Annotated in this window: 19 protein-coding genes; 9 read left to right on the top strand and 10 right to left on the bottom strand. The window is 44.5% G+C overall.

The window, feature by feature from the left end; translation table 11 throughout:
- Window positions 1-11 precede the first annotated feature (11 nt).
- Window positions 12-416: a SufE family protein gene (locus AMBT_RS10135; protein WP_013784532.1), complete on the top strand. Its 405-nt coding sequence runs from the start codon at window positions 12-14 to the stop codon at window positions 414-416.
- Here the strand turns inward: AMBT_RS10135 and AMBT_RS10130 are convergent.
- Complete coding sequence (locus AMBT_RS10130; RefSeq protein ID WP_013784531.1) at window positions 411-1790, bottom strand: glycosyltransferase; 1380 nt, start codon at window positions 1788-1790, stop codon at window positions 411-413. The genes AMBT_RS10135 and AMBT_RS10130 overlap by 6 nt on opposite strands.
- A 324-nt stretch (window positions 1791-2114) precedes the next feature.
- Between AMBT_RS10130 and AMBT_RS10125 the strand changes: the two genes are divergently transcribed.
- Entirely contained in the window at window positions 2115-2960 is an 846-nt protein-coding gene (locus AMBT_RS10125) for an HDOD domain-containing protein (RefSeq protein WP_013784530.1), read from the top strand.
- A 96-nt stretch (window positions 2961-3056) separates the two neighbouring features.
- On the opposite strand, the gene AMBT_RS10120 is transcribed toward AMBT_RS10125, so the two are convergent.
- Entirely contained in the window at window positions 3057-3872 is an 816-nt protein-coding gene (locus AMBT_RS10120) for an acyl-CoA thioesterase (protein ID WP_013784529.1), read from the bottom strand.
- Between the two features lie 170 nt (window positions 3873-4042).
- Between AMBT_RS10120 and AMBT_RS10115 the strand changes: the two genes are divergently transcribed.
- Together AMBT_RS10115 and AMBT_RS10110 are read left to right on the top strand one after the other, a co-directional pair.
- The gene (locus AMBT_RS10115; protein WP_013784528.1) at window positions 4043-5362 is read left to right on the top strand and encodes a spinster family MFS transporter; all 1320 of its coding nucleotides are present in this window, start codon (window positions 4043-4045) and stop codon (window positions 5360-5362) included.
- Window positions 5363-5484: 122 nt separating this feature from the next.
- Window positions 5485-6288 carry an alpha/beta fold hydrolase gene (locus AMBT_RS10110; protein ID WP_013784527.1) on the top strand — a complete coding sequence of 268 codons (804 nt, stop codon included), beginning with the start codon at window positions 5485-5487 and terminating at the stop codon, window positions 6286-6288.
- 3 nt (window positions 6289-6291) lie between these two features.
- On the opposite strand, the gene glgC is transcribed toward AMBT_RS10110, so the two are convergent.
- A complete protein-coding gene (gene glgC / locus AMBT_RS10105) occupies window positions 6292-7566 on the bottom strand; it encodes a glucose-1-phosphate adenylyltransferase (protein WP_013784526.1) in 1275 nt (424 codons plus the stop codon).
- Window positions 7567-7788: 222 nt separating this feature from the next.
- Between glgC and AMBT_RS10100 the strand changes: the two genes are divergently transcribed.
- From AMBT_RS10100 to AMBT_RS10085, 5 genes are all read left to right on the top strand, one after another.
- Window positions 7789-8760, top strand: coding sequence for a nucleoside hydrolase (locus AMBT_RS10100; protein ID WP_013784525.1), 972 nt, complete (start codon window positions 7789-7791; stop codon window positions 8758-8760).
- A gap of 44 nt (window positions 8761-8804) precedes the next feature.
- Window positions 8805-9338 carry an SRPBCC family protein gene (locus AMBT_RS10095; RefSeq protein WP_013784524.1) on the top strand — a complete coding sequence of 178 codons (534 nt, stop codon included), beginning with the start codon at window positions 8805-8807 and terminating at the stop codon, window positions 9336-9338.
- A gap of 131 nt (window positions 9339-9469) precedes the next feature.
- Window positions 9470-9664, top strand: coding sequence for a hypothetical protein (locus AMBT_RS22440; protein WP_148259097.1), 195 nt, complete (start codon window positions 9470-9472; stop codon window positions 9662-9664).
- Window positions 9665-9936: 272 nt separating this feature from the next.
- Window positions 9937-11097 (top strand): MFS transporter, encoded by a 1161-nt coding sequence (locus AMBT_RS10090; protein ID WP_013784523.1) that lies wholly within the window; start codon window positions 9937-9939, stop codon window positions 11095-11097.
- A 115-nt stretch (window positions 11098-11212) separates the two neighbouring features.
- The gene (locus AMBT_RS10085; protein WP_013784522.1) at window positions 11213-13846 is read left to right on the top strand and encodes an EAL domain-containing protein; all 2634 of its coding nucleotides are present in this window, start codon (window positions 11213-11215) and stop codon (window positions 13844-13846) included.
- A 489-nt stretch (window positions 13847-14335) separates the two neighbouring features.
- On the opposite strand, the gene AMBT_RS10080 is transcribed toward AMBT_RS10085, so the two are convergent.
- The 7 genes from AMBT_RS10080 to AMBT_RS10050 all read right to left on the bottom strand — a co-directional run bounded on the left by AMBT_RS10080 (window position 14336) and on the right by AMBT_RS10050 (window position 22681).
- Window positions 14336-15316, bottom strand: a complete 981-nt coding sequence (locus AMBT_RS10080) for a transposase (RefSeq protein ID WP_041452917.1) — start codon at window positions 15314-15316, stop codon at window positions 14336-14338.
- A gap of 241 nt (window positions 15317-15557) precedes the next feature.
- Complete coding sequence (locus AMBT_RS10075) at window positions 15558-16502, bottom strand: hydroxymethylglutaryl-CoA lyase (protein WP_049791817.1); 945 nt, start codon at window positions 16500-16502, stop codon at window positions 15558-15560.
- Window positions 16503-16516: 14 nt separating this feature from the next.
- Window positions 16517-18607 carry an acetyl/propionyl/methylcrotonyl-CoA carboxylase subunit alpha gene (locus AMBT_RS10070; RefSeq protein ID WP_013784518.1) on the bottom strand — a complete coding sequence of 697 codons (2091 nt, stop codon included), beginning with the start codon at window positions 18605-18607 and terminating at the stop codon, window positions 16517-16519.
- Window positions 18604-19398, bottom strand: coding sequence for an enoyl-CoA hydratase/isomerase family protein (locus AMBT_RS10065; RefSeq protein WP_013784517.1), 795 nt, complete (start codon window positions 19396-19398; stop codon window positions 18604-18606). Before AMBT_RS10065 ends, AMBT_RS10070 begins: the two co-directional genes overlap by 4 nt.
- A gap of 16 nt (window positions 19399-19414) precedes the next feature.
- Window positions 19415-21022: a carboxyl transferase domain-containing protein gene (locus AMBT_RS10060; protein ID WP_013784516.1), complete on the bottom strand. Its 1608-nt coding sequence runs from the start codon at window positions 21020-21022 to the stop codon at window positions 19415-19417.
- A gap of 85 nt (window positions 21023-21107) precedes the next feature.
- The gene (locus AMBT_RS10055) at window positions 21108-22277 is read right to left on the bottom strand and encodes an isovaleryl-CoA dehydrogenase (RefSeq protein WP_013784515.1); all 1170 of its coding nucleotides are present in this window, start codon (window positions 22275-22277) and stop codon (window positions 21108-21110) included.
- A complete protein-coding gene (locus AMBT_RS10050; protein ID WP_013784514.1) occupies window positions 22274-22681 on the bottom strand; it encodes a MerR family transcriptional regulator in 408 nt (135 codons plus the stop codon). Before AMBT_RS10050 ends, AMBT_RS10055 begins: the two co-directional genes overlap by 4 nt.
- Window positions 22682-22731: the final 50 nt, after the last annotated feature.

Below are 22731 nucleotides of genomic sequence, written 5' to 3'. Positions count from 1 at the left end.
ACCTCATAACGATGACAGAATCTACCCAATTGTTGCCTTTGGGGCAAACCGTGGCTACGGCTAAAGGCTGGGATGGCGCCACTCGCGCCATAATGCTGGCTGGCAAGCAGTTGTTGACTTTACCTGAGTCGGCACGCACAGAAGACTCATTGGTACCGGGTTGTGAAAGTAAAGTGTGGGTAGCGTGCACACCTTCACAGCCCTCGAGCGACCTTGTTATTGCAGCCTATTCACCCAGCAAAATTATTCGAGGTGTACTGGCGGTACTACTAGAAAAAGCAAATAGCCTTTCAGATGAACAAAGAAAGGCGTACGATTTTGAGCAATACATGAACGCGTGTAATTTGCAGCGCCATTTAAGCCAATCTAGAGGCAATGGTATCTTAAGTGTATTGCGCCGCTTAAATACGCTATAAGTTTTGGTTTTTAGCTTCAATCCACTGCGACATGTATTTACTCGCATTCAAGGTTTGATGCCATAGCAGCCCTTGTAAAAACAAGGTCTTGCGATGGTCATTTACATCTGAAGCTATAATGGCAACTCGTTCTGCCAAGGTTTCACTCTCGCTGTCATTTTCAAAACCGTGATACAAGGTTAACCCTAATTTACTTGCTAACGACCAACTCTCTTCGCTGTTGTAAAGCCTAGCGGCGTGCTTCGCGAAGTCTTCTGCGGTATCGCAAATTGCGCCTCCCCATGCAGGCTGCGTAGCACTATTCTCTGTTGCTTCTGTACTCTTCAACGAAGAACTTACCGCGAATGGTGTTATGGGGGACATTTCTTCAGCAATACCTTCAGCGCCAACCCAGGTTGTAAGGGTAGGGGTACCACATCGCATAGCTTCTAGTATTTTGCCTTTAATACCTGCACCAAAGCGCAGCGGCGCTATAAGAAGCTTAGCGTTAGCAATCACATCGTGTGCATTTTCAGCCCAGCCATCTACGTAAAATCCAGTTTTGGGGTTATGTAATTGCGTTGCCTTTTTAGGTGGGTAGGCCCCATAAATATGTAAATTTGCTTGAGGGAGCACCTTTCTAATAGCAGGCCAAACGGTTTGCTTTAGCTGCAAGACGGCATCCCAATTTGGCGCATGTCGAAAATTGCCAATAGTGACAATGTCGGTGCGTTTTTCAAAATCTGGAGCCTTGTCAGTTACCGTCGCGAGATTAAGCGGATGGTAATAAAGCTGTTTTGCGGGAACGTGGTAATAATCGGTAAGCAGTGCGTACTCTGTGCGAGAAATGACCAACGTAAGGTCGCAGCGTAAAATAGCAGCAATTTCCCGCTGGGCTAAAGGCGTATTGTAGTCAGCCTCTTTCGCGGCGTTGGCAATGTGCGCCACAACAGGAGAGGCTGCAGTTTCTTTGGATGCCCGCAGTGCATTATCGTGTGCTTTAACGGCATCGTGCCTAGCTTGTCGTAAACTGTGCAGGTCTTCGGTGTTTAAAATGCGGATAGCAGAAGGACAGGCGTCTTTTACTCGCCAAGAAAATTGCTCTTCGGTCATATATCTGTCGAAAATAACCACGTTAGGCGACAGTTTCTCAATTCGTTCATTAAAGCTGCTGCAATTAAGTGCAACTGCTTCACTACTTACACCTATATTATCTAGGTCTGTTTTATGAATACTGTCTGTTGCCGCGGTCATAAAAGTAACGTTATGGCCGTAGCTTAGAAACTGATTAATTAAGGCCAGCATATTTTGACCTGCGGCGGAGGAATTGGGTTCAGGCCACACGTAGCCAATGACTACAACCTGCATTATGCCTTGTGACATGCCTTGTAACATGATTACCTGTGCTTAAATGTGTAAAGCGCGAAATAGTAGCACAGCAGGAAATAAAGAAAATGAAACTCTATCGCGAATAAAAGTGCTTAAAACCTTCTGCTTTTAAGGGGGAACCCCTATTGGGACTGAATAAAATGTAATGTAATTTATCGCATACTATACGAAAGATAATGAATTCTAATTAGCTAGGCTAAATAATCGCGCTATAATGTAGCTAGTAGTGAAAAAGCTAATCATGTTTTATAGTTACCGTTTTATTTTAAGACTTGATTGCGAGATACCCTCTTCTAAATAGAGTAGGTTATATCAGGAGCGTACACCTAAATGACCCTACAAGATATTATCAGTAACGCGAGTACGTTGTTTGTGCTGCCCGACTCGGTAACGCGTTTAAAAGCGTGCATGGATGATGGAGCATCTAATATTGACGATATTGCAGACATCATCTCTTTTGACCCTTCGTTAGCGACACAGCTATTAAGAGTGGCGAATTCGGCCTTGTACCGTTTTCCAAATAAAATAGATACTATTACTAAAGCGCTACAAGTAGTGGGTACGCGCTCTACGTACGATCTAGCACTTGCATTTGGTGTTAGCCAAGCGTTCAAAGAAATAGATGGCCAAGTTATCGACTTAGATAAATTTTGGGAGCAAAGTGTCTCTTGCGGTCTGTTAGCAAAGTATTTTGCTGAAATGCGAAATATCAGAGAGCCGGAACGCTTATTTGTTGCGGGCTTACTGCATAATATTGGTGAGCTGGTGGTCGTAGACATGTTGCCAGATAGCGCGAAACGTTGTCAGGCGTTCAACGCAAGAGTTAGTCCTGCTGAATTACAAGCTGGTGTTTTGGGCTACACATTTACGAACGTGTCTGCGGGGATCATCAAAGAGTGGGGTATCCCTGAAACAATCTATAAGCCTATTGCAAATATACACGGCGACAAAAACACCACTTCTGATGTGGAAGAGCAAATCTTGCAGTTGTCATACGTTTTGGCTTTAGATAACGTGAATTCAGAAATTTATCCTAGCTACAATAACTTAAAACCTGAATTGCACGAGAGCCTATCGCTTAATCGCGACGATTTAGAAGATGCATTGGATATTACCAACTTGCAGTGTATTTCAGTTATTTCCCTGTTCAACCCTAACGCGTTTATGCTTTATTAACGAAAAGGGCGTACTCATTTATGCAGTACGCCCCTTTTTACTATCTACTATTAATGCCTTTCTAGACAAGCATCTCGTTCAAAAATTACGTTCTAACTAATCAAAAATTGCCACGGTCTGGCGACTTATGGCAACAACTTCGTTGTCTTTATCCCAAATAGTGGCTTCAGTATGCCCATAGCCATCTTCTGCCTGACGGGTATGCGCTTGGTAAGCAAACCAGTCTGTAGGGTCTACCTGCTTATGCGGGTGGATAAATTCTAAATTCCAACTAACGGTACTTGCTGGGGCAGGCAACTTCATCATTTGTAACAGCGTGGGCGGCCAAGCATCAATCATGGTAATGATGTGTGCATCTGTGATCTTCGCGGGTGGCTTTTTAAAACGCATGTGCCCGTGGTAAACGCTGGTCTTTTTGCGGGTGAAGGGAATGCCTCCCTTATCGATGGCTAAATCGAAATGACGCAAAAACTTAGGGGTAACCTTTGGAATTTGCGGTATGAACTTGCCTTTGGTGGGCACCGGCATGTCATGGGTGTCTTGGTTTTCTACTTTAATGCCTGATTTTCTGCCAATACCAAAGCAGGCTTGCACGAACACACAGCTTTTTCCGTTTTGCTTCGCATGAGCGGTATATTGAGAAACGTTTTTGCCCTCACGCAACAAGGTTACTTCAATTGAAAATGGCGTATCTGGTGAAAGTGGACCTACAAAGTTAGTGGTAAATGAACGCAGCACGCGTTCTTCACTGACTTTTTGACGAATAGCGCTGTACGCCATGCCTGCTGAAATACCGCCGAATGCTGTACGCCCTTGCGCCCAATTACTGGGAATAATGAGGTTATCTACTTTCCACTGATTTTCAGAAAGTGCCTCTAATGAAGAAAGAGTTAAAAGCTCGTCTACCGTCATGGTGTTTGTCTGGTCTGATGAGTAAGGGTGCCAATATCCTACCTTAAGCTCAAGCTAACAGAAAGCCTAGGCTAACATTCCTTTTTATATTTACAAATAAGTAACAATAAGTTGTCAATCTTTTAACCTGCCGCGTAGACTGAGTTTTCATTGAATTTAAAGGGAATGATATGGCCCATAGTCAGGTTCAAACGGCACCAGTAGAGAAAGCGGATACGTCCCGCGCCTACAGAAATTATGTGTTAGTGATACTAACGCTGGTTTACGCATTTAATTTTATTGATAGACAGATCATAGGTATCCTTTCTCCATTCATTAAAGCTGATTTGGGTTTAGATGACGCGCAGTTAGGGTTATTAAAGGGGGTATATTTCGCCATTCTTTATACCGTGGTGGGCATTCCTATTGCGTGGCTTGCCGATCGTTATAGTCGCGTGAATATCATTGCTATCTCGCTCACCCTATGGAGTGGATTTACCGCTGCTTCTGGGCTTGCCATGAACTACACCCAACTGGCGCTGGCTAGAATAGGTGTGGGCATTGGTGAAGCAGGTGGTAGCCCACCATCACACAGTATTATTTCCGACCTATTTCCTAAAGAAAAACGTGCTGGCGCATTGGCAGTGTACTCATTGGGTATTCCGTTTGGCGTGATGTTGGCATTCTTTGCTTCTGCATTCTTCTTACAAGGCGGTTCCGCTGATTGGCGCACCGTAATGATTAGTGTGGGGTTACCAGGCGTAATACTAGCGCTACTACTCAAGTTTACGGTAAAAGAGCCAAAACGCACCGAGTCAGTACAAACCGATGACGCTGAAAAGCCCAGTGTTTCAGCTTCACTCAAAACTTTATTGAAGATTCCAACGTGGTGGGGAATGGCGTTAGGCATTTCTTTTGGTTCGTTCGGTAACTACGCCATTTCAACATGGATCATCGATTATTATGTACGTGCCTTTGCAGGGCTAGATATAACGCAGTTGCTTATTGCGTTCGGTATTATCAATGGCTCTGCTTATGCGATAGGCGTATGGCTGGGTGGTTATATTGCCGATAGATGGGGTAAGCAAAACAAGAAAGCGTATGCGTTGCTACCTGCTATTGCGCTAATCATTGGCGTACCAGCGTTGTATTTTTCGCTTCAAGTTAACGACTTATGGTTGTCAGTAGGCTTAATGACGTTCTTACTCTTCACCAGTGGTTCCTATTTAGGCCCAAGCTTTGCCATGGCGCAAACCCTTGCACCTATCAATGTTCGCGCTATGTCTACTGCATTGTTTTTCTTTGTGCTGAATATAATTGCATTGGGCGGGGGGCCAACGATTACCGGTATTATAAGCCAAGCGTTAGTGCCGTCGTTGGGTGAAGTTGAAGCGCTTCGTCAATCTTTACTGTATTTGATTGTGCCTTATGCGCTTTCTATTATCGTGTTCTTATGGACCAGTACTAAAATTGTTAAAGATTGGGAGATGGCAGAGTCGAGAGGGCTGTAGTACTATCTTCTTCATAAATAACATGTTGTTTTAATTGAGGGCTGGTTTACCAGCCCTTACTTTTCCCGCTTTGCTATCGGTACGTATAGCTTTAGTACCGCTTTTCGTGAAGGAGTATTTCATTGTCGAAAACCGATATAAGTTTTCACTTTGCCCATGCAAATGGATTTCCTGCAGGTAGTTATAACGCGCTTTTTTCTTCATTACCTGAGCACTTTCATCGTCTTCATGTCGACCGGTTTGGTCACGATCCTCAATTGCCAGTAAATGCGAATTGGCGCAATCAAGTTAATGAGCTTATTAAATACGTAAAAGCCGAAAACACCGACAGTAGAGGTGTTTATGCGGTAGGGCATTCTTTTGGTGCGGTGATTTCATACATGGCAGCCTGCGAGGAGCCCAGCTTGTTCCGAGGGCTTATCATGCTTGACCCTCCGTTAGTGATGGGGCCCATGAGTTACTTTTTTCGCTTTGCAAAGAGGACGCCGTTAATTAATAAATTAACCCCAGCAAAGCTAGCTGAAACTCGAAATACGCAATGGCCATCTCATATTGATATGGAAGCGTATTTTCAAGGAAAAGCATTGTTTCGTAATATGGATAAGCGGTGTATTCGTGATTATGTAAAGCATGTAACCCACACTAAAGGTGAGATGACATCGCTAACATTTAAAGCCGAGGTAGAAGCGTCGCTATTTCGAAATGTACCGCACAATTTAGGTAAGTATAAAGGTAAATTGAAGTGCCCGGCATTGCTGGTAACGGCTAAAGATGGTGCCGTGTGTAGGCCGGCTATGTACGAAAGGTTAATTCAGCATAACAACATTGACCATACTGAATTTAAAGGTGGGCATATGTTTCCGCTAGAACATCCTGAAGCAGTGGCCGAACTTATTTCAACCACTATTTCAAAATGGAATAACTAGCTTTTAGTTAGGAGATAGGCCGCCAACAGGTTGGCCTAGCATTTCTCTTGTAACTAACACCACGCCTTTTTCTGAAACACGGAACCCTCGAGCTCTATCATCGTCATGGTTGTAGCCGATAACGGTGCCCTCTGGAATAACACAGCCTCTATCTAGCAGTACTTTTCTTAGCTTACAATGACGCATGATTTCTACATCAGGTAAAATTACCGCATCTTCTATAAGCCCGTACGAGTGCACTCTTACGTTAGAGAAGCAAATTGTGCCGCGAAGGGTTGAACCAGAAATGATACAGCCGCCAGACACAACCGAATTAATCGCTTCACCGCGTCTGTCGTGATCTTCCCACACAAATTTTGCAGGCGGTAATTGTTCTTGGTAGGTCCAGATAGGCCACTTCTGATCGTACAAATTAAGCTGTGGAACCGGCGCAACCATTTCCATATTGGCTTCCCAAAATGAATCAATGGTACCTACATCGCGCCAATAGGCATCGCCACCGCCGGTGCTTTCAAATTCAAACGCATACACGGGATGATCTTTGATAATCGACGGAATAATATCTTTACCAAAATCACGCTGTGAGCCAGAGGTTTCAGCGTCTCTTCGTAATTGTTCGAAAAGAAACTCAGTATCGAAAACATAGTTGCCCATTGATGCTAGGCAGCGGGTATCATCGCCAGGTAGGGGAGCCGGATGCTCAGGTTTTTCTGCAAAACCATTAATACGGAAGTTTTCGTCAACGGACATAACACCAAATGAACCGGCAGCTTCTTCGATAGGCACTGACATACATGACACGGTCATTTTTGCGCCACTTTCAACATGACGAGCTAGCATAGTACCGTAATCCATGCGATAGATATGGTCGCCAGATAAAATCATTACGTACTTGGGGAGTTCGTCTCGAATAATGTCGATATTTTGGAATACTGCGTCGGCGGTACCTTCGTACCAGCTATCTGAAAATCGTTGAGAAGCGGGTAGAATTTCTACCGACTCGCCAAGTTCCTTCTTGAAGTGCCCCCAACCGCGCACTAAGTGCCTTATCAAGGAGTGTGATTTGTATTGGGTAACTACACCAACTCGCCTAATACCTGAGTTGATACAATTGGAAAGGGGAAAGTCGATAATTCTAAATTTACCACCGAAATAGAGAGCAGGTTTTGCACGCCATGTTGTTAGCTCATGCAAACGTGACCCTCGGCCGCCGGCCAGAATCAATGCGTAGGTATCGCGAGTCAGATTACTAATATAGCGTGGACTCTGATCTGCCATGTCCTCGTTCTCCATTTTTTAAGACACAATTTTGCGGTGTCGATGAATGTGTAAAAACCGTAATTCATACCGATTGCACTAGGGCGTAGTAAGTAGAATATTGCCCTTGAAAATTAGGTTTTATGATAACCTAACTTCATATTACACAAGAATAAATATAAAGCCACGGCGTTTTACTGAACTATGTAAAAAAAACGTTATTTTTTTCTTAAGGGATTTTTTATGTCTTCTACTACCCCAGTTATTTTTGACCACGATGGTGGTATTGACGATTTATTATCGTTAATACTTTTGCTGCGTTTGCCTAATATTGATGTGGTGGGTGTCACCATTACGCCGGCCGATTGTTATCCTGATGATGCTTTGCTTAGCACTCGTAAAATTTTAACATTGACAGGGAACACTCATATTCCCGTGAGTGTAGGGCAGTTAGCCGGCCCAAATCCGTTTCCGCCTGAATGGCGGGCTCAGCCTAAAATGTGCCATGCTACACCTTTAATGTTACGTACGTCTCATGATGAAGTGAAAGTAGAAACCAAGGCCGCTCATGAATGGATGCAAGATGCATTAGCTCATGCTGCTGAGCCTGTCACCGTGTTAATGACTGGCCCTGCAACCAATTTAGCCGCCGCGCTGACCCAAAGTCCAGACCTGGTAGATAACGTACAAAAGGTAGTGTGGATGGGTGGAGCGGTGAAGGTTAAAGGCAATGTGGCTATGCATGATCACGACGGTTCAGCGGAATGGAATGCATATTGGGATCCTAAGGCGACTAAAGCATTGGTAGATAGTGGTGTAAATTTGCTATTGGTGCCTTTAGATGCCACCAACGATTTGCCAGTTAGTTGGGATTTCTTGCGGCAACTTGCGGTAAAAAATACGCCAGTATCAGACCTATCTGGTCAATTCTGGGCGTCTACGGTAACGTCTATTCCGTCTTATGAATTTACGTATTTTTTATGGGATATTCTTTCTACTTGTATCTTAGCGTTGCCAGAAGACAAGTTACGTATTGAAACCGGTCAAGTTGCAGTGAGCACAACCACGCCGAATGCGGGACATACTTACCTCTGCGGCAAATCGGGGAGCTCAATTTCTTGGGTGGCAAGTGTTGATGCTGATTATGTTCGCGAAATGGTAATTCATTATTTAAGCGGAGAATTTAGTCAATCATCAGTGCCATTTGTTAAATAATTGTTATATATTTCTAATCCTATGTGATTATCATGGAGTTTTAGATGGCAGTTTTAAAGAAGATAGTTTTAGGTGTGGGCTTACTGATTGCTTTGGTAGTTGTGGTTGGGCTGTTCCTGCCAAAGCAATACACAGTTGAAAGAAGCATTTTGATTAATGCACAACCTGAAGAAATTTATCCCGATGTTGTCGATTTACGGGCATGGCAAAACTGGGGCGTTTGGTTTCAACGGGACCCTAGTATGGAAATCGATTACTCTGGACCTGATAGAGCTATTGGAATGATGTCATCTTGGACAAGCGTGACGGAAGGCTATGGGGAGATGAAAATTACCGATTTAGAACACAATAAAAAGGTGGTTTACTCATTGGCTTTTCCTGAATGGGAAATGGGTTCGACGGGTTCATTGGTAATATCGCCCGCAGGTGAGGCTACCAAAGTGACGTGGGTTGACTCCGGCGACGTAGGCAACAATATTATCAGCCGCTACTTCGTATTTATGATGGATGGCATGATTGGCCCAGATTTCGAAATGGGATTAGAAAATTTGAAAACGGTTGTAGAAAATAAAGGGTAGTAATTTAGTCTAGCTTTTACCTTAGCGCAAAAGCGCCAAATGGTTTTCACTACAGACTAAGCCGAGTTCGCTTATATGGATATTTTCCAAAGCGAACTCGGCTTTTTTCGTTTTCAGCACTAGAAATCCAAATGGATTTTCTAGTGCTGCTAGCTGATGTTATTGGCGTTATAGAGATGGCGTTATCGAGACACCCACGTTTAGAAACAATACATCGTTATGAAGACACCCATGCTTTGGTCGTCTTAAAAGCGTTAACGAGACACCCATGCTTTGGTCGTCTTAAAAGCGTTAACGAGACACCCATGATAGTGTTTAAAATATAATGTAAAACTCTGATGGAACCCTCGCGATCGTACTTGAACAAATTAGTGGGTCAGTCAGTTTATAATGGGTGTCTCGATAAGCTTTTAGTTCTAAATTGGCCTAATTGTTAAGATTGTTCAGTGTGTTAGTACGATATAGTGCCCATAAACGCAGCATGATCAAGTATCAAGGGTTTTTAGTATAAAGTTCTTTAAGTAATGCTAAAATTGATTTTGGTACGCTTGCTGAGTAGTCGCATTTGTGATTTCGTGAAATTACCTTAGGAAAGGACATGCTGGGAAATAAACGTCGTCTAATTGTAGGCCTAGCTTTTAATAAATTGGCCGATTTACTGGCGTCTGCAAAAACTACATTACCCGCACTATTAATCTCTTTAGGGGCTCCTGGCTGGATGGTGATGTGGTTGGTGCCAATTCGCGAATCTGGCGCACTATTACCCCAAGCCCTAATTGGTATGTATTTACGCAGGAAAAGCGCTAGACACCACGTTTGGCGATTGGGTATGGTTGTACAGGTATCGGCCATATGTACCATGTTAGCTGCCGCGCTTGTCACCGAAGGTTTTGTGGCTGGGCTAATTATACTCGCTTCGCTTGTATTTCTTAGTTTAGGCCGCTCTGCAAGCTCACTTACCGTAAAAGACATGGAAGCCGATGTCAGTCAAAAAGGGGAACGGGGGAAGTTAGTAGGGTTAGCTTCCACGGCGTCTGGTGTGATGACGTTGTGCGCCGCAGTACCTTTGGTGTATTTTGAAAAAGAGCTTGAAGGCTATTCACTTTATATTTTGCTAGGGTCATCAGCGCTTGCATTTTGTGTCACGCTATTTTTAATGTTTTCAATAAAAACCCATGTTGAAATAGAAGAATCTAAAAATAAGTCTTTGTTTAATTGGCGTTTTGACAACACGGTATATCGGTTCGTTTTTGTGAGGGGGTTGTTCGTCCACTCTGCGCTAGTGGCGCCATACTTTATGCTGGAAAGTTCACAAAGCGCTAAATCTTTGCTCCCGTTTTATCTTGCTGCACAAGCCTTAGCTTCTATGCTTTCTTCTTTTCTTTGGGGAAAAATTGCAGATAAAAGCGCTCGATTCACCCTTCAATTGTCAGGTGCCTTGGCAATAATTGCCTGTGTTGGCTTACTTGCTATGGAGCCTGAAAATTTGTGGATGTCTGCAGGGTTGTTTTTTATTCTTTCTATTGCTCATGCGGGTGTGCGAACAGGGCGCAAAACTTACAGTTTAGATATTAAAGATGGACAAGACAGGACTGAATTAGTCGGTTTTTCAAATACAGCTATAGGCCTTATTTTACTTGGCTTTGGTGGATTGTACGCGATTTTATCGTCTTTTATCGACTTTTCAGTGGTGTACATTATGGTAGCAATGCTCACTATGGCGATTTGTACTACGCTTATGTTACCAAGGGAAAAATAAGGGAATAGGAGGTCGAACGCCGTGCAAATTACCGTGATTGCATTTCTGAAACCCAATTTATATATCAGTCGATATTGGGCGAACGTGGCTTTAGTAATCAAGTTTGGTTTCACATATGTCTTATAAACAGCAAGAAAACAATGGCCCGGCAGCATTGCCAGTAAAAGATCCCGAGGAATTAGAGGGTTATCTTAATGCGTTTTTGGATATATCAGCTGACCCTGTATTTATAAAAGACGGGGAGGGTAAACTTTTAGTTGCTAACAACGCCTTTTGTGAGCTTGTAAACGTTTCTCGAAAAAAACTCATTGGAAAAACCTTCTCAAATAAAATTTACCCACAAGAATTGGTGAAGTTAGCGCACAGCGATCAGTATGTTTTAGATACCGGAGAAGATAAAGTCATAGAGCAAGCCCTGCAAGGTAAGGGCAACCAGGCACGGGTAGTACTTGCTAAACTGAGCCGATTTATCGACCGCAATAATAGACGATTTATTGTTGGTGTTATCCGAGACGTTACTAAACGCAGGCAGAACGAGTTAAGAGAAACAACGCGTAGCGAGGTATTAGAACTCATTACCAGCGGAGAACCTCTAAAAAAGGTGCTAGACGCCATTGTCAGCGTGGTTGAGCTTAATAACCCAGAAATGATGTGCAGCATCTTGATCCTTGAGGATTCAGGGGGGCATCTGCGCAACGGAACTGGAACTAGTCTTCCTAAATTTTATACCGATGCTATTGATGGTGTAGAGATAGGTATGGGCGTGGGTTCTTGCGGTACAGCGGCGTTTACTAACGAACGTGTCATCGTGGCAGATATTCAAACACACCCTTACTGGGAAAATTTCAAAGCGTTAGCTGAACGCGCTAATTTAGGAGCTTGTTGGTCTGAACCAATTCGTTCTACGCAAGGCGCTGTGCTCGGTACTTTTGCTATTTATCACTCTAGTATTAATAATCCCTCGGATACTGATCTTGCGCTAATTGAGCAAACTGCAAGTTTAGCGAGTATCGCTATCGAAAAGAATCGTTCCGAAGAGACACTAAAGCGTGCTGCTAGCGTTTTCACTCATGCGAACGAAGGAATTATCATAACCGACGCCTCAGCGACTATTATTGAAGTGAACGATACGTTGTGCCGAATCACCGGTTACAGCAAATCGGAAGTGCTAGGGAAGAACCCTAGAATTCTTCAGTCTGGACGACACAGCGCGCAGTTTTATAAAAACATGTGGAATACGTTGAACACCGATGGGCACTGGAGAGGTGAGATTTGGAACTGTCGTAAGGATGGTGAAGTTTATCCTGAGATGGTCACAATTAGTGCGGTCAAAGACGCGGAAGGGCAGGTGCAACACTATGTATCACTCTCAACCGACATATCCGAAATTAAGCTCAATGAAGGTAAGTTAGAACGAATAGCGCATTATGATCTGCTGACCAACTTACCTAACAGAGTGTTGCTTGCCAAGCGACTTAATCAAGCCATTAAGCACAGTCAGCTACAACAAAATTCACTGGCCGTCGCATTTATGGATTTAGATGGTTTTAAAGCGATTAATGATAATTACGGACACGACATTGGTGATCAGTTTTTGGTTGAAGTCTCCAATGGCTTAAAAGCTAGCTTGAGAGCAGGAGATACAATTGCACGTATTGGCGGTGACGAATTCATTATTATTATGGCTAATTTGGATGAGTTTAGTGACTGTGAGCATGTTCTAAATCGACTTCTTAAATCTGCGTCGGCCCCCGTCAATATTGCTGAGGCGGTTATGCAAGTGTCGGCCAGTATTGGCGTGACTGTTTTCCCTCAAGATAACGTAGATGCGGATCAGTTGATACGCCACGCAGACCAAGCCATGTATGTTGCAAAGCAGGGGGGGAAAAACCGATATCATCAGTTCGATTTAGAGCAAGATAACGCGATTAATTCCTATAACAAGAGCATTGATAATGTTCGGGTTGCGTTGGATCGCAAAGAGTTTGTCTTACACTACCAACCTAAGGTGAATATGCGCTCTGGTGAAGTGATTGGTGTAGAAGCTTTGCTCCGCTGGGAGCACCCTGAAAGCGGCTTGATTCCACCGCTCGAATTTTTGCCAGTTATTGAAGGACATGGTATCAGCTTGAAAGTAGGAGAGTGGGTTATTGATGCGGCTTTAACACAAATTTCGCATTGGCAGAGACGCGGTATTTCATTGCCCGTAAGTGTGAATATTAGTGCACATCAACTGCAGCAAGACAACTTTACTTCTCGGTTACAAACACTTTTAGCGGCGCACCCCGACGTAGACCCAGGCTATTTAGAGCTGGAAATTTTGGAAACCAGCGCGCTTCAAGATACCTTTCAAGTATCATCAACAATGAATGCGTGTCACGATTTAGGGGTTAGCTTTGCTTTAGATGACTTTGGTACTGGTTACTCATCACTTACTTACCTTAAACGTTTGCCAGCTTACTTAATCAAAATTGACCAAAGCTTTGTACGAGACATGTTAGATGACACCGATGACTTAGCGATTGTTGAAGGTGTTGTGGGATTAGCAAAAGCATTTAAACGAGAAGTGATTGCGGAAGGCGTAGAGTCAGTTGAACACGGCGTTGCGCTTATCCACTTGGGATGTGTGTTAGCGCAAGGCTATGGCATTGCTAAGCCTATGCCAGCTAATCAAGTTTCACAATGGCTAACGACCTGGAAAGCTAATGAGTCTTGGTTGGCATTAAGTGGTAATCGAGAACCTGCTTAGATTAAGAATTCTCAGACGTTATAAGAGTTATCAAGAGAGTTATCAAGACACCCAACTTAATAACGCTATCAGAGAGCTAACAGGACACCCATCTTAAGAAGGTTATCAGGGAAACCTTAGCTTATAAGACTACTTAATTTTACGAAGACACCCAAGTTTACATTTAACTAGGATTTGTGGTGAAAATATAAAAGATATGAGGACATCCACCCTAATGAAGGTTTTTAATCTCATTCCTGCTCAAGGAAATACAGTGGGTGTCTCGTTAGTTTTATTAGCCGAGCAGAAGTTTAAAAAGGCCCAAGTATTTGACTCGGCGATTATTTATGGATGTGATGTGCTTATTTAGACAGTTTAAAAAAGGTTAGTAAGGACGTAGTGTTACCACTAAGGTAGGGCTACAAATTAACCTTTAACGTTAATGGGTTGGAGAGTCAAAAAGGGAGACTTTTATCAATTTAGCTCATATTTACGAACAGAAGACAGTAACTAACTTGCGTGGGAAAGCAATTTTGCGTTCTTTATTCCCCTTACTCGCTGCCTATTGGTATTTTGCTTAAACTTTCTCATTGTAACTTCACACCCAGCCGCATAACTAAATAACTTTTCGAAGCTAGTGGTAAGCGTCTGCCAATGCATCTGTTTTATCCCTAATCTAGACAATATCGGGGCGTAATTGCTATTTATGTAACCTGGTTTGTCGTCACGAATGATTCTTCCCATTGTATCGACGAGTTCAAGGTAGTCGGGTAGGCCAACGGATAATAGTTTGGAGTCGTGTTGTTCACACTCTCCTGTGAACGGTAGTAATTCAGAAGTATTCGAATTGCACTTCATTGCCTGTATTCGTGAGTGAATACTGGTGTACCTAGAATTTTCAGGCGTTGTCGCTATATTAGCTCTAACCGGATTTAAGTCCACGTAAGCCATACAGGAAAGTAGGGCGCTTTCATTTAATAAAGCTTGGGATTTAAACCTTCCTTCCCAAAATCGTCCTGTACACTCATCCTCTTTATTAGCTGCCCTAGCGATGAACTCATTAAGGTTTCGCATAAACCAACTAATGTCGTACAGGCGCTGGCGGTAAACTTCAGCAGTATCGGTTACTGTTTGTAATTCGGCTTCCGAGAGGCGCTCACCCTTAAGATACCTTTGGGTAAGTAGAGTGCCTTTATGGATACGGTGCCATTGGGTTAGAACTTGCTCTAGATTCCATGAATTGGCACCTTGTTTATCAACATGCAGGACTACATGAACGTGATTGCTCATCACCGCATAAGCACAAATATTAATGGAGTACACCGAAGCTAACTCTAATAAGCGGCGCTCGACCCAGCCTCTTCGATGTTCGAAGCTTTTTCCCGAATTCTGATCAACACCGCATAGGTAGCATTGCCTAACGCAGCGTGAAACGCAGTGATAATAAGGAGTATCAGCAAGGCTGATTTGGCTGCGTCTTGATTGCGGCACGGCTAACATCCAGTAAATTCATATACGTCCATGCTAGCAATCAATTGCAATTGATGAACCTGTATCTTAGGTGTGAATTAATCGAATTGATTCTTTGTATTATCGTGGGTGTCCGGTTAGCTGACCTTTACTAAGGGTGTCTTGATAGTACTTTACTAAGGGTGTCTTGATAGTACTATTGAATTGACCCTTTATTTTACAATGGATGTCTTGGTTGCGCTAAATGCCGAAGGAAGTGAATCTAATTTACCTTGGCAAGCAATGCATTAGCTACCTTAGACACTGGTTTTCTGTTTAATACAGAAGAGATAAATTCAGTGGCAACAAGCAACTTATCCATACTTACGCCACTTTCAATTCCAAGTCCATTTAGCATATACAGAACGTCTTCTGTCGCCACGTTTCCGCTGGCGCCTTTAGCATATGGGCAGCCCCCAAGGCCTGCGACAGCGCTATCTATGCTCGATATACCAAATTGTAGCGCGGTGTAGATATTGACTAATGCTTGGCCATAGGTGTCATGAAAGTGGACAGCTAAGTCGGCAACTGGTACGTGGTGGCAAACGTTTTCGAGCAAACGAGCAGTAGATGCTGGAGTGCCGGTTCCAATGGTGTCGCCAAGTGAAATTTCATAGCAGCCCATATCATGTAGACCCTTGGAAACCTGCGCTACCGAGTCGCTAGATATTTCTCCTTCATAAGGGCAGCCCATCACACAAGATACGTAGCCCCTAACTGGGATATTATGCGTGTTTGCGGCCGCAATAACGGGCTCGAATCTTTTTAGGCTTTCACTGATTGAGCAGTTAATATTTTTTTGAGAAAAAGATTCAGAAGCCGCGCCAAATATAGCAACTTCATCAACGCCAACAGACAGCGCAGCTTCAAACCCTTTTAGGTTAGGGGTCAGGGCTGAATAGATAACATCATTGGAACGGCTAATTCCATTGAAAACTGCGTCAGAATCTGCCATCTGAGGAACCCACTTGGGAGAAACAAAGCTGCCAGCTTCAATACGCTTTAAACCACTTGCGCTAAGCAAATTGATGAGATGTATTTTGTCTTTAGCGCTAAGAATCGCCTTTTCATTTTGCAACCCGTCACGAGCACCAACTTCCACGATCCTCACTTTAGAGGGAAAGTGAGTCGCAGGGTTAGAGGGTGAATTTACGATGGGTGTCTTCATAGCGGTTTCCACACTCATTCAACTTCTGACTCAGAATCGAAATCAATTAGCACTGAGCCTCCATCTACCAACTCACCAGGTTGATAATAATAGCCTTGCACCACACCGTCGCAAGGCGCTGTAATACTATGTTCCATCTTCATGGCCTCCATAATAAGTAGCGGTGCACCTTTTTTGACGCTACTACCAACCTCAACTAAGTGAGCCACCACGGTACCATTCATTGGTGCATCTAAGCTTGCACCACTGTGGTTGTCGTCATCCCCCATATCAGGTGCTAAGACCTTAAAATTGCAGGTTGAGTCTTGACTAAATAAGCCAAATTGACCTTCGTTGTTCGAGAAATGGTATGTCCGTCTTACTCCATCTACAGAGGCAATTAATTCATCACCAGCAAGATGACCAGTTGCTTCAATGCTTTCCGTATCCGTGATTACCTCAAGGGAAATACCTTTTTGATTCAGGCTATTACCTGATTGGGCGATATGTCTTATTGTGAGTGAATGAACTTCATCACCCATCATAATCGAAAGGGATTCTTGATATCCCATGTTGGGGCGCCACGAGCCAACAATCCCCCAAGGTGAGGGCAGTGAATTACTCTTCGCTGTACTTTGATTACGTGAAAGTACAGACAAAAGTGCTATTGCGGGAAGCTCAGCATCAACTGATTGACTCTGATTGTTGAACAGGGTGTCAGTATGTTTATCAATAAAAGTTGTGGTTAATTCAGCGCTAATGAAAGGCGCACTTGAAGCCACGTCGATAAGAAAATCAATATTCGTGGTTACGCCGTCAAGGTGATATTGCTTAAGTGCACTAACTAATTGTTTTAAAGCAGCTTCTCTGTTCTCACCCCATACAACGAGTTTAGATATCATCGGGTCGTAATAAACGCTAATGTCGTCACCTTGCTGCACGCCGGTATCGATACGGACTTTACTTGTTGATCCTTGGCTAAATAACGTGGGTGTCTTGTTTAGCGACTGGCTATTTTGATAGGACGTCGGGCTTGATAGCATGGGTGTCTTGATAAGCGAGAGCGTGCCGCTGGCGGGCAGAAAATCATTGTTTGGATCTTCGGCGTAAATACGCGCTTCGAATGCGTGTCCCGTTAGCGTTAATTCTGATTGGGTCTTGGGCAGGGTTTTTCCTTCTGCTACATCAAGCTGCCAGCGAACCAAGTCTTCACCGGTAATCATTTCCGTAACAGGGTGCTCTACTTGCAAGCGGGTATTCATCTCCATGAAATAGAACGAGCCGTCTTCGTCATACAAAAACTCAACGGTTCCCGCACCTACATAATTAATCGCTTTTGCTGCTTGAAGGGCCGCTTCGCCCATTTGCTGCCGAATATTGGCAGGAAAATTAGGGGCAGGTGCTTCTTCTATCACTTTTTGATGACGACGCTGCACTGAACAGTCACGTTCAAATAGATACACGCCATTACCATGGGTGTCACAGAAAACTTGTATCTCAACATGGCGCGGCCGGGTGAGGTATTTTTCAACCAACATATGTTCATCGCCAAAGCTTGCCATCGACTCTCTTTTTGCTGCACTTAGCGCCGCCGAAAACTCGCTTTCTTTCCACACCTGACGCATGCCTTTACCGCCGCCGCCGGCAGCAGCTTTAAGCAACACAGGATAGCCCATTGCATCACTGGCTTGCTTTAAGGTAGCCTCATCTTGATCATCTCCGTGATAACCTGGCACCAAAGGCACGCCGGCATCTTCCATAATTTTCTTGGCCGCAGATTTAGATCCCATGGCTTCTATGGCAGACGCAGGTGGGCCCACAAATATAATATCGTGCGCGGCACATGCTTTAGCAAATTCGGCATTCTCAGATAAAAAACCATACCCAGGATGGATGGCATCTACACCAAGCTTTTTGGCGTATTCAATAATTGCAGTTCCGCGCAAGTAGCTATCTTTCGAGGGGGCAGGGCCTAAATAAACCGCTTCATCCGCCTGTAAAACGTGTAAGGCATTTGCATCAGCGTCTGAATAAACCGCCACCGTTTGAATACCCATGGCTTTGGCTGTACGCATCACTCGGCATGCAATTTCGCCGCGATTAGCAATCAGTAATTTTTTGATCATGCTTGTTTCTCCTGCCACGCTGGGGCGCGCTTTTCGATGAACGCCCCCAAGCCTTCTTGCCCTTCTTTCGAGGTTCTTATTTTGGCAATTTGTTTGCTTGTATCATCAAGCAATTCAGCATTAATAGGCGCATTGGCAACTTGCTGCACTAAGGCTTTGGCTTGCGATACCGCCACGGGTCCGTTTTTTAAAATTTGGGTGACAATATCGTCTATAGTGCTATCAAGTTCATCTTCGGTCACAGCCTCGCTAAGCAGTCCTAGCCTGCGAGCTCGGCGGGCAGAGAAGACTTCTGCGGTTTGAAAATAGCGTCGACACACCCGTGCCCCCATGGCTTCTATCACGTAAGGGCTGATAGTGGCGGGAATTAAGCCTATTTTTACTTCGCTTAAACAGAACTTGCTTAATTTGCTTCCAATGGCAATATCGCAGCAAGCAATAAGACCAACCGCGCCGCCAAATGCCGCCCCTTGCACGCGGGCAATAGTGGGCTTTGGCAAGGTGTATAAGGTGTGTAACATAGTAGCCAGCGCCATTGCGTCGATATGATTTTTGGCTTCATCGTACTGCGCCATGCGCTTCATCCACTCTAAGTCGGCACCAGCACTGAAGCTCTTTCCTTTGCCTTGTAAAACAACGGCGCGAACGCTGCTGTCGTTGCCGGCGCGCGTAAATAGCTCGGTTAACGTAGCTATCATGTCATCGTTAAATGCATTGTGTTTGTCAGCGCGGTTTAACGTAATAAGGGCAACGTTTCTTTCATCTACGTGATAAGTAACTGCTTGTTCCATAATAAATTCCCCTCAACTACATGCGAAAGACACCGAAGCGGGTGTCGGGTATAGGTTGATTTAATGCCGCAGATAACGATAGGCCTAACACTGTGCGGGTATCAGCAGGGTCGATAACGCCGTCGTCCCATAATCTGGCTGAGGCATAATATGGATGTCCTTGTTTCTCGTAGGTGTCGATAACCGGTTGTTTGATGGCGTGCTCTTGTTCGTCGGTCCAGGCTTCACCTGCACGTTCTTTTTGATCCCGCTTCACTTGAGCGAGTACGCCAGCGGCTTGTTCGCCGCCCATTACCGATATGCGAGCATTTGGCCACATGAATAGAAATCTGGGGTCGTACCCACGGCCGCACATCCCGTAGTTTCCTGCACCAAAACTACCGCCAATTAATACGGTAATTTTAGGCACTTGGGCACACGCAACGGCAGTAACCATCTTGGCGCCGTGTTTAGCTATCCCGCCATGTTCGTACTGTTTACCCACCATGAAACCAGTGATGTTTTGTAAAAATACGAGGGGAATCTTACGCATTGCACACAACTCAACAAAGTGTGCGCCTTTTAGTGCACTTTCGCCGAATAAAATGCCATTATTGCCGATGATGCCCACCGGATAGCCGAAGATGCGCGCAAATCCGCACACTAACGTAGTGCCGTATAAGGGTTTAAATTCATCAAAGTCTGAATCATCTACTACCCGTGCGATAATTTCTCGCACATCGTAAGTTTGTTTTGAGTCGGCAGGCACGATGCCGTAAATCTCTTTAGCATCGAAGCGCGGGGGCTTCGGCTCTGCCACATCCAATGCGACATGTTTGGTACGGTTAAGCCTAGAAACTGCATTTCTTGCAAGAGATAGTGCGTGATGGTCGTTATTGGCTAATTGGTCTGCTACCCCTGAAATTCGGGTATGCACGTCACCGCCGCCAAGCTCTTCGGCAGTTACCACTTCACCTGTCGCTGCTTTCACTAGTGGTGGTCCACCTAAAAAGATGGTGGCTTGCTCTTTTACAATTATGCTCTCATCTGCCATGGCGGGCACGTAGGCACCGCCAGCTGTGCATGACCCCATTACCACCGCAATTTGTGGAATATTCTTTGCCGACATGTTGGCTTGGTTAAAGAAAATACGGCCAAAGTGTTCTTTGTCGGGAAACACTTCATCTTGATAGGGTAGGTTCGCACCGCCTGAATCTACCAAGTAAATACACGGCAGGTTATTTTCTTCTGCAATGGTTTGTGCGCGTAAGTGTTTTTTCACGGTAAGCGGGTAGTAACTGCCGCCTTTTACCGTGGCATCGTTAGCCACTATCATGCACTCAATACCTTCCACGCAACCTATACCGGCTACTACGCCCGCGCAGGGTACATAATCGTCGTACACATCCCACGCCGCCAATTGGCCTATTTCCAAAAAGGGCGTGTTGTCGTCAATTAAGGCGTTAATTCTGTCTCGGGGAAGTAATTTTCCGCGTGATTGATGGCGTTGGGCAGCTTGTGCCCCGCCGCCTAATGAAACTTGTTCTATTTTTGCAACCAAGTCATTTACTTGTGCTTGCATATGCTGCGCATTGGCAACAAAGGTGTCTGATTTTGTATTTATCTTTGAACGTAGAACGGGCATACCCCCTCCTGTTTGTTCAGTGCGACCTTATGAGCCGCACAGTCTGTCGTTAAGAGCAAAAAGCTGAACTGACACGTTATAATTATTATTTTGATTCGTTAAACAACTCGCGGCCAATAAGCATTCGGCGAATTTCTGAGGTACCCGCACCAATTTCATACAACTTGGCATCTCTTAATAATCTGCCCGTGGAATATTCATTGATATAACCGTTTCCACCTAAAAGCTGAATGGCGTCTAAGGCCATCTTGGTGGCTAATTCTGCAGAATATAAAATGGCGCCAGCGGCGTCTTTTCGGGTGGTATCACCGCGATCGCAAGATTTTGCAACGGTGTACACGTAGGCTCTGGCGGCATTCATTTGGGTATACATATCGGCCACTTTGCCCTGAACAAGTTGAAATTGACCAATAGATTGACCGAATTGCTCTCTGTCATGAATATAGGGTACAACCACATCCATACAGGCTTGCATAATGCCCAAGGGGCCACCAGACAGTACCAATCGCTCGTAATCTAGCCCGCTCATGAGCACCCTAACGCCTTCGCCTTCTTTACCCAGAATATTTGCTGCAGGTACTTCACAGTCTTGGAATACAAGTTCACAGGTGTTTGAAGAGCGCATGCCTAATTTGTCTAGCTTTTGTGCGCGGGTAAAGCCTGGGAAATCACGTTCTACAATGAATGCGGTGATCCCTTTGGGTCCGGCTTGTGGGTCTGTTTTTGCGTAAATGACAAAGGTATGGGCGTCTGGACCATTGGTGATCCACATCTTGTTGCCGTTCAAGATATACTTATCGCCGCGCTTTTGTGCACGCAGCTTCATACTCACCACATCTGAACCCGCATTAGGCTCACTCATGGCCAACGCGCCAATGTGCTCACCAGACACTAATTTAGGCAGATATTTCTCTCGCTGTTCGTCGTTGCCGTTTCTAAAAATCTGGTTTACGCATAAGTTAGAATGCGCACCATAACTCAGGCCAACACCTGCTGATGCGCGGCTCACTTCTTCCATTGCGATGGTATGGGCTAAATAACCCATATCGGCGCCGCCATATTGCTCTGATACCGTAACCCCCAACAAACCCATTTCACCCAGCTTGGGCCATAATGCATTGGGGAATTGGTTATTAGCGTCGGCTTCTTCTGCTAACGGGGCAATTTCATTTTGTGCAAACTGGAAGACTTGCTCGCGTAATAAATCGATATCTTCGCCAAGGTCAAAGTTTAATGTAGGGTAGGAGGTATTCATGCAATTTTTCCTTGTTCTAATTCCGCTAGCTCTTCACGGCATCGCGCTTCTACTTCATCGAGTTCTTGCATCAGGCTTTGAATATCCTCAAGTTGCTGATGAAGTACAGCCCGTTTTTGTGCGGTCATTTCCAACATGGTGCCTAGCTGAACGGCGGAATTGCCATTGGTGTCGTACATCTCGAATAAGGTTTTAACTTCTGCTAAGGAAAACCCCAATCGTTTCCCTCTAAGAATGAGCATTAATCTCACTCTATCTTTGTTGTCATACACACGGTTTTGCCCGGTACGCTTTGGGCTAAGTAGCCCTTGCTCTTCATAAAAGCGAATGGATCGGTGAGTTATATCGAACTCTTTTGCCAGTTCACCTATCGCGAATACCGACTCTTTCTCGTTGTTATTCATAACACGTACCTTTGGTCTTATGTCGTTGTCTTGTGCTGTTTACAAAAAGA

Source organism: Alteromonas naphthalenivorans, from assembly GCF_000213655.1.
In the GTDB taxonomy this organism is placed as follows: Bacteria; Pseudomonadota; Gammaproteobacteria; order Enterobacterales; family Alteromonadaceae; genus Alteromonas; species Alteromonas naphthalenivorans.
Note: the sequence above shows the minus strand (reverse complement) of the source record. Positions and strands in the feature narration are given on the sequence as shown.